At 73.0% G+C, this 12248-nt stretch carries 12 protein-coding genes; 11 read left to right on the top strand and 1 reads right to left on the bottom strand.

All coding sequences use genetic code 11. The features are described from left to right. Nucleotides 1–217: 217 nt before the first annotated feature. The gene (locus tag SJ20_RS05075; protein ID WP_044659155.1) at nucleotides 218–1471 is read right to left on the bottom strand and encodes an aminotransferase class I/II-fold pyridoxal phosphate-dependent enzyme; all 1254 of its coding nucleotides are present in this window, start codon (nucleotides 1469–1471) and stop codon (nucleotides 218–220) included. 132 nt (nucleotides 1472–1603) lie between these two features. Here SJ20_RS05075 and coaD point away from each other — a divergent pair, with 132 nt between their 5' ends. The 11 genes from coaD to galE all read left to right on the top strand — a co-directional run bounded on the left by coaD (nucleotide 1604) and on the right by galE (nucleotide 12230). After that, nucleotides 1604–2077, top strand: coding sequence for a pantetheine-phosphate adenylyltransferase (gene coaD / locus SJ20_RS05070; protein WP_044659154.1), 474 nt, complete (start codon nucleotides 1604–1606; stop codon nucleotides 2075–2077). Nucleotides 2078–2145: 68 nt separating this feature from the next. Continuing rightward, nucleotides 2146–3060, top strand: coding sequence for a UTP--glucose-1-phosphate uridylyltransferase GalU (gene galU / locus SJ20_RS05065; RefSeq protein ID WP_044659153.1), 915 nt, complete (start codon nucleotides 2146–2148; stop codon nucleotides 3058–3060). 174 nt (nucleotides 3061–3234) lie between these two features. Continuing rightward, the gene (locus SJ20_RS05060; protein WP_002856392.1) at nucleotides 3235–3807 is read left to right on the top strand and encodes a DUF177 domain-containing protein; all 573 of its coding nucleotides are present in this window, start codon (nucleotides 3235–3237) and stop codon (nucleotides 3805–3807) included. A gap of 2 nt (nucleotides 3808–3809) precedes the next feature. Beyond that, a complete protein-coding gene (gene rpmF / locus SJ20_RS05055) occupies nucleotides 3810–4013 on the top strand; it encodes a 50S ribosomal protein L32 (protein WP_002856390.1) in 204 nt (67 codons plus the stop codon). A gap of 73 nt (nucleotides 4014–4086) precedes the next feature. After that, nucleotides 4087–4749 (top strand): ribonuclease III, encoded by a 663-nt coding sequence (gene rnc, locus SJ20_RS05050; protein ID WP_020621711.1) that lies wholly within the window; start codon nucleotides 4087–4089, stop codon nucleotides 4747–4749. A 4-nt stretch (nucleotides 4750–4753) separates the two neighbouring features. Then, nucleotides 4754–5671, top strand: coding sequence for a bifunctional DNA-formamidopyrimidine glycosylase/DNA-(apurinic or apyrimidinic site) lyase (gene mutM / locus SJ20_RS05045; RefSeq protein ID WP_044659151.1), 918 nt, complete (start codon nucleotides 4754–4756; stop codon nucleotides 5669–5671). A 50-nt stretch (nucleotides 5672–5721) separates the two neighbouring features. Then, complete coding sequence (locus SJ20_RS05040) at nucleotides 5722–6867, top strand: LCP family protein (RefSeq protein ID WP_044659150.1); 1146 nt, start codon at nucleotides 5722–5724, stop codon at nucleotides 6865–6867. Beyond that, nucleotides 6857–8044, top strand: coding sequence for a glycosyltransferase family 4 protein (locus SJ20_RS05035; RefSeq protein WP_041103158.1), 1188 nt, complete (start codon nucleotides 6857–6859; stop codon nucleotides 8042–8044). Before SJ20_RS05040 ends, SJ20_RS05035 begins: the two co-directional genes overlap by 11 nt. Continuing rightward, nucleotides 8041–9822, top strand: coding sequence for a glycosyltransferase (locus tag SJ20_RS05030; protein WP_044659149.1), 1782 nt, complete (start codon nucleotides 8041–8043; stop codon nucleotides 9820–9822). The genes SJ20_RS05035 and SJ20_RS05030 overlap by 4 nt, the downstream gene beginning before the upstream one ends. A 91-nt stretch (nucleotides 9823–9913) precedes the next feature. Beyond that, entirely contained in the window at nucleotides 9914–11158 is a 1245-nt protein-coding gene (wecC, locus tag SJ20_RS05025; RefSeq protein ID WP_044659148.1) for a UDP-N-acetyl-D-mannosamine dehydrogenase, read from the top strand. Nucleotides 11159–11249: 91 nt separating this feature from the next. Beyond that, entirely contained in the window at nucleotides 11250–12230 is a 981-nt protein-coding gene (gene galE / locus SJ20_RS05020) for a UDP-glucose 4-epimerase GalE (protein WP_041103153.1), read from the top strand. Nucleotides 12231–12248: the final 18 nt, after the last annotated feature.

The following is a 12248-nucleotide window of genomic DNA, read 5'->3' as shown; positions in this document are numbered from 1 at the left end:
TCGGGAAACGGCGGCGTGTCGGCCTGCTTTCGTTCGGGAAACGGCGGCGTCTCGGCCCGTTCTCACCGGGGAGACGGGAGGGCGGAACGGACTGGGCTCAGCACGGAACCGCGAGCACGGCGGCCGCCGTTTCCCGAACGAAAATGCTCCGGGGGCCGCCGTTTCCCGAACGAAAGTGCTCCGGGGGCCGCCGTTTCGTCAACGATAGCGTCGGGGGTCAGGCCGCGCGCAGCCGCGGGGCCGCCTCGGCCAGGCGGCGCATCGCCTCGTCGATCGCATCCGGGGACTTGCAGAACGCCAGCCGCAGCCACGACCGCAGGTGGCCTCCGTCCGGGCGGCAGAGCGCGCCCACGGGGATGCCCGTGACGCCGGCCTCACGCGTCCACCGCACCGCGGCCTCGGCCGCGTCCGTCGCACCCCACGGGGCCAGGTCCACGACGACGAAGTAGCCCGCCGCCGGGACGACCGGGTCCAGGCCCGCCTCCCGCAGGCCCGCCACGAGCCGATCCCGGGCGTCGCGGTACCGCTCGCGCTGGCCGGCGAGGTGCCGTTCGGCGTCGTCGGTGGGCAGATAGGCACCCAGCGCGCGCTGGAAGGCGGGGCCGGAGGAGTAGGTGAGGAACTGCTTGACGGCGCGCGCGGCCCCGACGAGCTCGGCCGGGCCGGTCAGCCAGCCGACCTTCCACCCGGTGACGGCGAACGCCTTGCCCGCGCTGGAGACCGTCAGGGCGATGTCCTCGGCGCCCGCGACCGAGCGCAGGCTGACGTGCTCGCCCTCGTAGACGAGGTGGTCGTAGACCTCGTCCGAGAGGATCAGCACGCCCCGGGACCGGCACAGGGCCACGAGCTCCTCGAGCAGCTCCCGCGGATAGACCGCACCCGTGGGGTTGTGCGGCGTGTTCACGATGAGCAGGCGCGTGCGGTCGGTCATCGCCGCGGCCACCCGCGCCGGGTCCGGAAGGAAGTCCGGCGCCTCCACCGGCACGCTCACGTGCCGGGCGCCGGCCAGGGCGATCGTGGCGGCGTGCGAGTCGTAGAACGGCTCGACCGTGACGACCTCGTCGCCCGGGCGCACGAACGCCAGGACCGTCGCGGCGATGCCCTCGGTGGCACCCGTGGTGATCATGACCTGCGTGGCGGGGTCCTCCGTCACGCCCCAGTGGCGCCGGCGGTGCTCTGCAACGGCCCGCCGCAGCGCGGGGTCGCCCGTGCCGGGGGCGTACTGGTTGGGGCCCGCCAGCACGGCGTCGGCCGCCAGCCGCAGCAGCGCGTCGGGGCCGTCGGCGTCGGGGAAGCCCTGGCCGAGGTTCACGGCCCCGTGCTCGACGGCGAGGCCCGTCATCGTCTCGAACACGGTGGGCACGGGGCCGGCGTCACCGAGCAGGCCCGCGGCCGCCGCCGTGCGACGCCACGGCGCGTCCACGTCGACGTCGTGCGGTGCTGCCCCGGGGGTGGGCTGGGTTCCGTCCATGGCCGCACTGTACCCATCGCCGCGGACCGCACACGGCGGCGCACGCCGCGCCCGGCAGGACCGCGACGCGCCGGGGCCGGACCGGACGGGCGTCCGTCGCCGCCCGGCGCGGCCCCCGCTAGGCTGGCACCCATGCGTCGTGCCGTCTGCCCTGGTTCGTTCGATCCCCTCCACAAGGGGCACGTCGAGGTGATCGCGCGAGCCGCGAACCTCTTCGAGGAGGTGGTGGTCGCCGTGTCCTCCAACCCGGCCAAGACGTACCGCTTCAGCGTGGACGAGCGCATCGCCATGATCGAGGCGACGGTGTCCTCCCTCGCCGGTGTCGTGGTCCGGCCCATGGGCCCGGGCCTGCTGGCCGAGTTCTGCCGGCAGATCGGCGCGGACGCGATCGTCAAGGGGCTGCGCGGCGGCGCCGACCTCGAGTTCGAGGCCCCGATGGCCGCGATGAACCGCCACCTCACCGGGGTCGAGACGGTCTACCTCCCGGCCGACACCCGGTACACCCACGTGTCCTCCTCGCTCATCAAGGAGGTCCACGGACTCGGCGGCGACGTCGCCGAGTTCGTCCCGGCCGCGGTCCTGCGCGGCCTCGACGGCGGGGCCTGACCCCGCCCGGCCCACCCGCGGGCCACCCTTCCGCTCGTCCCACCGCATCCACCGCAGGAGAACCGCCGATGACCGTCCCGCCCCCCTCCCGCCCCCGCACCCGCAAGGCCGTCATCCCGGCCGCCGGCCTGGGCACCCGCTTCCTGCCGGCCACCAAGGCCATGCCGAAGGAGATGCTGCCGGTGGTGGACCGGCCGGCCATCGAGTATGTGGTGACGGAGGCCCGGCGTGCGGGCCTCGCCGACGTGCTGATGATCACGGGCCGGAACAAGCGGGCCCTCGAGGACCACTTCGACCGCCATCCCGCGCTGGAGGCCGCGTTGGAGCACAAGGGCGACACCACGCGGCTCGCGCAGATCCACGAGTCGGACCTGGTGGGGGACATCCACTACGTCCGTCAGGGCGAGGCCCTCGGGCTCGGCCACGCGGTGAACTGCGCACGCCGCCACGTCGGCGAGGAGCCGTTCGCGGTCCTGCTGGGCGATGACATCATCGGCGACGGCGAGGCGCTGCTCGAGCGCATGATCGACGTGCAGCAGCGCCTCGGCGGCTCCGTGATCGCCCTCATGGAGGTCCCGGAGGAGGCCGTCTCGGCCTACGGTGTGGCCGCGGTGGAGGCCGTGCCGGGGGAGGGCGACGACGTCGTCCGCGTCACCGACCTCGTGGAGAAGCCGGCCCGCGAGGACGCCCCCTCCACCCTCGCGATCATCGGCCGCTACGTGCTGGTCCCGCAGGTGTTCGACGTGCTGGACGAGACCCCGCCCGGCCGCGGCGGGGAGATCCAGCTCACCGACGCGCTGCAGAGGCTGGCCACGGAGGACGGCGAAGGCCGCGGCGTGCACGCCGTCGTCTTCGACGGCCGCCGCTACGACACGGGGGACAAGCTCGGCTACCTGCAGGCGGTCATCGAGTTCGGGACGCGGCATGAGGACCTCGGGGCCGACCTGCGGGCCTGGCTCCGGGAGTTCACCGCCGGGCTCTGAGCCGGGCCGGCGACGCGCGGGCCGCGGCCGGCTTTGGCCGAGGCGGACCCACCCGGTAGGATGGGCTGTCGGTCCGTCGTGGCTGGACCCGTGTCCAGGCCGCATCGCACCCCCGCAGAGGGCGTGCGGACGGGCCGTGTACCCCCGCCGTCCCACCCGCCGAGAGGAGCGACCATGGACAGCATCCAGCACCACGGCGCCGACTCGCCGTGGGTGATCCCCGTGCGCGATCTGACGCGCGGGGCCGGAGTCCAGCGCGAGCTGACGGCCGAGTGGCCCGCCCCTGCGGGCGTCTCCACGCCGCTGTTGGGGATCCCCGAGGGGGACCCCGTCGAACTGGACCTGCGTCTGGAGTCGGTGCACGAGGGCGTCCTCGTCACCGGCACCGCGGACGCGACCCTGAAGGGCGAGTGCGGCCGTTGCCTGCGCCCGCTGCACGAGGGGATCACCGTGGACCTGCAGGAGCTGTACCTCACCGGCACGTCCGAGGACGACGCCGGCGAGCAGCCGCTCGTGGTGCGCGAGACCGTGGACCTGGAACCCGTGTTCCGGGACGCCGTGGTCATCGCCCTCCCGTTCCAGCCGCTGTGCCGGCCGGACTGCGAGGGCCTGTGCGCCGACTGCGGCATCCGCCTCGAGGACGCGCCCGAGGGGCACGCCCACGAGCGCGTGGACCCGCGCTGGGCCGCCCTGGCCCACCTCGCGGGCACCTCAGAGACCTCCATCACCGAGACAGAAGAGAGATAGTCGTGGCAGTCCCGAAGCGGAAGATGTCCCGTGCCAACACCCGTGCCCGCCGGTCGCAGTGGAAGGCCACCGCGCCCGCCCTGGTGAAGTCCGTCGAGAACGGTCGCGTCTCCTACCGCCTGCCCCACCAGGCCGAGCTGAAGACCGACGCCGCCGGCACCCCCCTGTTCTTCGAGTACAAGGGCCGCAAGGTCGCCGACGCCTGAGATGGCGTCCCCGTCGGCTCGTCGCGGGCCTGAGCCCGCGCCCGAGCCAGAAGAGCTGTTCGAGCGTCTCGGCGTGCACATCACCGCCGGGACGCTCGAACGCGCTCTGACGCACCGCTCGTTCGCCTACGAGCAGGGCGGGCTGCCCACCAACGAGCGCCTCGAGTTCCTCGGGGACTCGGTGCTGGGCTACGTGGTCACCGACCACATCTTCACGGTGTACCCGGACCTGGCCGAGGGCGACCTCGCCCGCCGCCGGGCCGCCGTCGTGTCCACGCGTGCCCTGGCGAAGGTGGCGCGCCGGATCGGCATCGGCCCGTTCGTGCGCCTGGGCACGGGGGAGCGCCGCACCGGCGGGGCGGACAAGGACTCGATCCTCGCCGACACCCTCGAGGCGCTCATCGGCGCCGTCTACGTGGACCACGGGGCCGTGGCCGCGGCCGCACTCGTGCACCGCCACGTGGTGCCGCTGCTGGACGAGCCGGACCTGCTGCGCGAGAGCACCGACTGGAAGACGGTCGTGGCCGAGGCCGCCAGCCGCCACGGTCTCGGCGCCGTCCGCTACGCGATCGAGGGTCAGGGCCCCGCGCACGACCCCCGCTACCGGGCCACCCTCGTCGTCGGCGAGCGCGAGTACGGCTCCGCCGTCGCCAGCTCCAAGAAGCAGGCCGAGCGGGACGCCGCGGCCGCCTCCTGGCCCGCCCTCGAAGCGGGCCTGCCGGCCGCGGGGCGCTGAGCCCGTGCCGGAGCTGCCCGAGGCCGAGGTCGTCCGGCGCGGCCTGGCCCGGTGGGCCACGGACGCCGTCGCCGCGGAGCTCGAGGTCCTCGACCCCCGCTCGCTGCGTCGCAGCCCCGGTGGTGCGGACGCCCTCCGGGAGCGGCTGCGAGGCGCCCGACTGGCCGAGCCGGCTCGCCGCGGCAAGTTCCTCTGGCTGCCCCTGGCCGAGGGCGACGACGCCGTCGTCGTGCACCTGGGGATGAGCGGGCAGATCCTCGTGGACGGACCGGGGGCCGCCGACCAGCGACACCTGCGCCTGCGCCTGCCCGTCACCGCCGCGGACGGGTCCGCCCGCGAGCTGCGGTTCGTGGACCAGCGGATCTTCGGCGGCTGGTGGCTCGACGCGCTGCGGCCCGACGACGCCGCCGGCGGCGAGCGGATCCCCACCACGGCCGCCCACATCGCCCTGGACCCGCTGCACCCGCTGTTCGACCCCGTGGCCGTGCACGCGCGCCTGGCACGGCGCCGCTCCACCCTCAAGCGCGCGCTGCTGGACCAGTCGCTGGTCTCCGGGATCGGCAACATCTACGCGGACGAGGCCCTGTGGGGCGCCCGCCTGCACCCCGAGCGGCCGACCGAGCGCATGCGCCGGGCTGACACGCTGCGCCTCCTGGCGGCCGTCCAGGACGTGATGCGCCGGGCCCTGGAGGTGGGGGGCACGAGCTTCGACGCGCTCTACGTCAACGTGGACGGGCGATCGGGCTACTTCGCCCGCTCCCTGGCGGCCTACGGGCGCACCGGGCAGCCGTGTCGCCGCTGCGCCGCCGAGGGGGTCGACTCCCGCATCGTGCGCGAGCCGTTCATGAACCGTGCGAGCCACCTGTGCCCGCGCTGCCAGCCCAGGCCGCGCCGTCGCCGGGCCGCGGTGGCCGACGCCTGACGGGGCGTCCGTAGACTGGGCTGACCCCCGACCTCGAGCAGGAGACACGAGTGAGCCATCCCCCGGCCGCGTCCTGGACGCCCGAGCCCCTGCCGCGTCCCGAGTCCCCGCGCGACGACGCCTCGTCGGTCGCGCGGCGCCGCCGGCGCTGGCCGTGGGTCGTCGGCGTGCTCGCCGTCCTGCTCGCGGCGCTGCTCGGTCTGGGCGCCTGGTACGCGGGCTCGCTCGGGCGCACCTTCGACGACCACCGGCAGACGGTGGACGTGGGGGCGCTCGAGCAGGCGGCCGGCAACGGCCCGCTGAACGTGCTCGTCCTGGGCTCCGACTCCCGCGAGGGCGAGGGCGAGCAGGACATGGGCCAGCGCTCGGACACCATGATGCTCGTGCACATCCCCGCGGACCGACGCCAGGTCTACGTCATGTCCGTGCTGCGGGATTCGTGGGTCACCGTGCCCGGCCACGGTGAGGCGAAGATCAACTCGGCCTTCGACACGGGCGGCTACGCGCTCGCCGTGGACACGGTGGAGCTGCTGCTGGGAGTGCCGATCCACCACGTCCTCGAGGTCGACTTCCAGGGCTTCCGGGGCGTGACGAATGCGCTGGGCGGCGTCGAGGTCTGCAACCCGCAGGCCTTCTCCTCCGGTCAGGCCAACCCCTCGTACTACCCGCGCGGACACATCCTGCTGCAGGACACCGCCGCCCTGCGCTACGTGCGCGAACGGCACGCCTTCGACGACGGTGACGTCACCCGCGTGAAGAACCAGCAGCGTTACCTGGCCGGGGCGATGGACCGCTTCCTCAGCCCGCAGATCCTGGGCAATCCCGCCCGCACCACCGAGGTCGTCGCCACGTTCTCCGACCACCTCGGTGTGGACGAGGGGCTCACGTCGGGCGTGATCGCCTCGCTCGCGTGGCAGCTGCGCGACGTCCGCGGCGAGGACGTCGAGATGTTCACGGTGCCTCGCAAGGGCTTCGCGGAGGGGCCGAACGGCGACGCCATCGTCGAGCTCGACGAGGACAAGCTGGCGGACCTGCGCTCCGCCCTCGCGGACGACGACGTCCAGCGCTATGTCGACGAGCACGAGCCCCAGAAGGAGAAGAAGGCCCAGGCCGCCGGCGGGCCCGCCCCCGTGCTGACCCTGCTGACCGGCACCACGCCCGCACCCGCCCTCGGGGAGGACCCCTGTGACGACTGAGCCGCGCCGCCCCCGCCTCCTGCTGGTCTCCCACTCCTACCGGCCCGAGCGCACCCCGCCCGCGCGTCGCTGGGGTGCGGTCGTGGCGGCGCTGCGGTCGGCGGGCTGGGACGTCGACGTCGTCGCGCCCGGGGGTGTGCGCCCCTTCGCCGGGCCCGACGGCGAACACGTCCTGCCCACGCCTCGCCTGCCCCTGGGGGAGGCCGGTCGCAACGGTCGCTTCGCCGAGGCGGTGGTGCACGCCCTGCTCGCCATCCCCCGTGGGATGGCCACCCGACGCCCGGACGTGGTGGTGGCCACCGTGCCCGCCCTGCCCGTGGTGGTGCCCGGCGTCGTGCTCTCCCGCCTCTGGCGCCGCCCCCTCGTGCTGGAGATGCGCGACGCCTGGCCGGATCTCGCCCACGAGGCCGGGGTGCACCAGGGCCTGCTGGGCGCCGCGATGGAGCGTGTCGTGACCGGCGGTCAGCGCGCGGCCCGACTCGTGGTGACCGTCACGGACGGCTTCGCGGAGACGCTGCGCGGGCGGGGGGTCGAGCGTGCCGAGACCTTGTGCAACGGCGTCGAACTCGCAGGCCTGGCGTGGGCACCTGCTCGGAGGCGCGAGCCCGGGGACCTGCACGTCCTCTACCTCGGCAACATGGGTGAGAGCCAGGGGCTCGAACGGCTCGTGGAGGCGGCGGCCGAACTCCGCCAGAGCCGGCCAGGGGTGCGGGTCCGGCTCGTCGGCGCCGGCACTCGGCGCGGCGAGCTCGAGGCGCGTAACGCGGAGCTCGGCTCCCCGGCCGAGATCCTTCCTGCCTGCTACGGCGAGGATGCGGCGGCCCAGTACGCCTGGGCGGACACACTCGTCGTGGCGCTGCGGCCCGACTGGCCCAGCTTCCGCCACACGGTGCCGTCGAAGACCTACGAGGTGCTCGCCGTCGGCCGGCACGTCACCGGGATGGTCACCGGCGAGGCGGCCCGCACCCTCGAGGACGCCGGGGGAGCCGACGTCATCGGCCCACGGGTAGCTGACCTCGTCGCGCATCTGACCGCGCTCGCCGACGATCCGGCTCGCACTGACGTGGGGGAGGGCGGCCGCCCGTGGGTCCGACGGCACGCGGACCTGCCGAGCGTCGCCCGGCGTTACGTCCGGCTGCTGGGGCAGCTCGTCCCCGACTACAGGAGACACGCATGACCTCCATCCTCCTCGATTCCGTCCGCGCACTCGGCCACGCGCCACTCGTCCTGCGGACGGTGGTCGACCACCTGCGGGACGACCCGGCGGTCCTGGGCCTGCAGATCAGCCGTCGCCTGCCGCTCGCGGCACGCGTGGGCCTGGGGCGCCTGGCAGAGTCCCTGCCCGCACGCCCCGGCGTGGTCTTAGGCGCCGTGGGTCTCGCGGCCGCCGGCCGGCACGTGGACCTCCTCGAGCACGTCGAGGCGGTCCTGCCGTCCGCCGGCGCGCCAGATCGGGTGCGACTGGCGGACGTGCTCACGGCCGCGCAGGAGCCTGACCGGGCCCAAGCCGTCCTCGACGCCGTGCCCGTCGACACGCCGGGCTTGGCCGCCGCAAGGGCCCGCGTGGCCTGGCACCGCGGTGACGTCGAGGCGGCCATCTCCCTGCTCGGCGGCACCGGCCGGGACGGTGTCGTGCGAGCCCGGCTCGCCTCCGAGGTGCGTGCTCTGCGCGGGGGCGCCCTGCCGTTGCCGCGGGCAGACCGGGACCGGGCCGTTGGATATCGGCCCCGCCCGGGCTCGGCACTGTTCGTCCTGACCAACTCCCTGCCGCACACCGGTTCCGGATACGCGCAACGCAGCCACAGCCTCGCGTGCGCGCTGCGGGACGAGGGCTGGCACGTAGAGGCCGTCACCCGGCTCGGTTGGCCGGTCCAGACCGGCGTGCTCACCGCCGCCCGACGCGACATGGTGGACGGCATCGTGTACCACCGCCTCCTGCCCTCGAGCCTGGCCCGGGGATTCGACGGACGGCTGGCTCAGCACGCGCGGATGCTCCTCGATCTGGTCCTCGAGCGCCGCCCGGCGGTCCTGCACACCACCACCCACTGGGTCAACGCCGTGGTGACCCGCGCGGTTGCGGAGGCCGTGGGCGTCCCGTGGGTGTACGAGGTGCGCGGGCAGCTGGCGGACACCTGGGCCTCGACGCGCGGACCCGAGGCGCTGCGCTCCGACCGCTACGCCCTGTTCACGGCCCGCGAGGAGGACGCCGTGCGTTCTGCCGACGGCGTCGTGACGCTCGGTGAGCAGATGGCCCGCCGCATCGCCGCGGCCGGCATGGACCGGGACGCCATCGTGCTCAGCCCTAACGGGGTGGGGGGCGCCTTCCTGGAGGAGCCCGCCCCACGCGAGGATGCTCGCCGCCGTCTCGGGCTGTCCATGGACGACGAGATCGTCGGCACCGTCTCCTCCGTGGTGCCGTACGAGGGACTCGACGACCTTGTGCGTGCCGTCGCCGCGCTCGTCGACGAGAGGCCGCGCCTGCGGCTGGCCGTGGTGGGGGACGGCGTTGCCCTGCCGGCCCTGCGCCGGCTTGCGGCCGACCTGGGGATCGAGGATCGGCTGCTCGCGCCGGGACGGGTGGACCGTTCCCTGGCTCCCGTGTGGCACCAGGCCCTCGACGTCTTCTGCGTGCCTCGCAAGGACACGGGCGTGACCCGGGCGGTGACGCCCATGAAGCCGCTGGAGGCCATGGCCACGTCCCGGCCCGTCCTCGTCTCGGACCTGCCCGCGCTGAGCGAGATCGTCGAGGACGGCGTGACCGGACGGGTGCTGCCGGCCGAGGAACCGGAGGCGTGGGCCGCCGCCCTGGCGGCGCTACTCGACGACCCCGCCGCGGCCCGCGGCCTCGGAGCCAGGGCGCGGGAGTGGGTGCTCGGGCATCGGACCTGGGCGGCGAACGCCCGGCGCTATGACGCCCTCTACCGGCGCCTGGGCGTGACGGCGCCGTCTGCCTGAACTGATCCCTATACTCGACAGAGCATCACGGGGAGTCCGGCCCGCGCCGGATTCTGCCCTTGCCACCGCTTAGACGAACGAGGACCTCTAGATGACGACGCAGATCAAGGACGTGGCCGTGATCGGCCTGGGCTACATCGGGCTGCCGACAGCTGCCATCCTGGCCGAGAACGGCGTGCGTGTGCACGGCGTGGACGTCAGCCAGCGCACCGTGGACGCGGTCAACGCAGGCACCGTGCCCTTCGTGGAGCCGGACCTGGCGGACTTCGTGGAGCGCAACGTCAAGGCCGGTCGACTGTCCGCGTCCCTCAACACGCCGCAGGCCGACGCGTACATCGTCGCGGTCCCGACGCCCTTCAAGGACGGCCATTCGCCGGACCTCGGCTACATCGAGGCTGCGGCCCGCGGTCTCGCCCCGCAGCTGCGCGGCGGCGAGCTCGTGATCCTGGAGTCCACCTCGCCCCCCGGCGCCACCGAGCACATGGCCGCCGTCATCCGCGAGGCACGGCCGGACCTGGACGGCGTCACCCTGGACTTCGCCCACTGCCCGGAGCGGGTGCTGCCCGGCCGGGTCATGATCGAGCTCGTCACGAACGACCGCATCGTGGGCGGGTCCACGCCGGAGGCCGCGCAGCGCGCCAAGCAGCTGTATGAGGCGTTCTGTCAGGGGGAGATCCTCGTGACGGACTGCGTCACCGCGGAGATGGCCAAGCTGGTCGAGAATTCGTTCCGTGATGTGAACATCGCCTTCGCGAACGAGCTGTCCCTGATCTGCTCCGACCTGGGGATCGACGTGTGGGAGCTCATCGAGCTTGCCAACCACCACCCCCGTGTCAACATCCTCCAGCCGGGCCCCGGCGTGGGCGGCCACTGCATCGCTGTGGACCCGTGGTTCATCGTCGACGCCGCACCGCAGACGGCCCGCATCATCCGTGCGGCCCGCGAGATCAACGACGGCAAGCCGAAGTGGGTCGTGGACCAGGCCAAGGCCGCCGCGTTCGACGTGCAGCAGGCCACCGGCCGTGCCCCCGTGGTGGCCGTCCTCGGTCTGGCATTCAAGCCGAACATCGACGATCTGCGTGAATCGCCTGCCCTGAACATCGCGATCGAGGTGGCGCAGCAGTTCACCGGTTCGCGCATCCTCGTCGTGGAGCCGCACGTGGAGGAGCTGCCCGCTGCGCTGGCCGGCCGTGACAACGTGGAGTTGGTCCCGGCCGAGGACGGCATTCGGGAGGCGGACGTCGTCCTGCTACTGGTGGACCACGATGCGTTCGCCAGCCTCGGTGCCACCACCGAGGGCAAGAAGGTCATCGACACGCGCGGCCAGTGGCGCTGACACGAACTCGGCACCTGTGGCGGGGCGGTCGGTGACGGCTGCCCCGCCCCGTATGTCCCAGACGGGCAGTACCACGACCAAGGAGGACAACATGCGCCTGCTCGTGACCGGCGGCGCCGGATACATCGGGTCTCACTTCGTCTCCGTAGCACGGCAACAGGGCCGGGCCGACATCGTCGTCGTTGACGACTTCTCGACAGGCCTCAGACAGCGCGTTCCGGCCGATGTCCCCGTGTACACGATCGACCTCGCGAGCGACGCGGCCGTAGCTGCGCTGACCACTCTCCTTAAAGAAGAGTCGATTGACGTCGTCGTTCACTTCGCCGCGAAGAAGGTCGTCGCGGACTCCGTCGTGCAGCCGGAGGATTATTTTCGGTCGAACGTCGGTGCAACTGTAAACGTGCTGGCTGCCATGAGAGCTGCGGGAGCCGCGTCGATGATCTTCTCCTCGTCGGCAGCGGTCTATGGTGAGCCGGACTCGTCGATCGTGTTCGAGGACACCCCGACGGTGCCGATCAATCCGTACGGCCAGTCCAAGCTCGTGAGTGAGCTAGCTCTCGCGAACGCTTCCCGCGCCTGGGGTCTCCGGGCGGTGGCATTGCGCTACTTCAATGTCGCCGGCGCGGAAGACGCCATTCTGGCCGATACCACGACGACGAACCTCATGCCGGCGATCCGTGATGTCATCACTCGCGGCCAGCGTCTCTCGGTCTTCGGCGACGATTACCCCACCGTCGACGGCACATGTGTACGCGATTACGTCCACGTCGTCGACCTGGCCGAGGCGCACCTGGCGGCCCTGCCGGCGGTCCAGGGCAGCACCGACCCAGCGACCCGGATCTACAACGTGGGCACCGGAAGCGGAAGCAGCGTTCTCGAAGTCGTAGATGCCTTCCGCCGCCGCCCCGGCGTGGATCTTGATTACGACATCCAGCCCCGCCGCCCGGGTGACCCGGGGGCCTTGACAGCCAACGTCTCGCTCATTGAGAAGGAACTCGGATGGGTAGCACGTTATACGCGCGATGACATTGTCACGTCCGTCATCGACTTCCCGCCCCGGCTCGTCACCTGACTGCTCGTCGCAGAGACG

The sequence above is a fragment of the Micrococcus sp. MS-ASIII-49 genome (assembly GCF_000946635.1).
GTDB lineage: Bacteria > Actinomycetota > Actinomycetes > Actinomycetales > Micrococcaceae > Micrococcus > Micrococcus luteus.
This window is presented reverse-complemented; position numbering and strand designations above follow the sequence as displayed.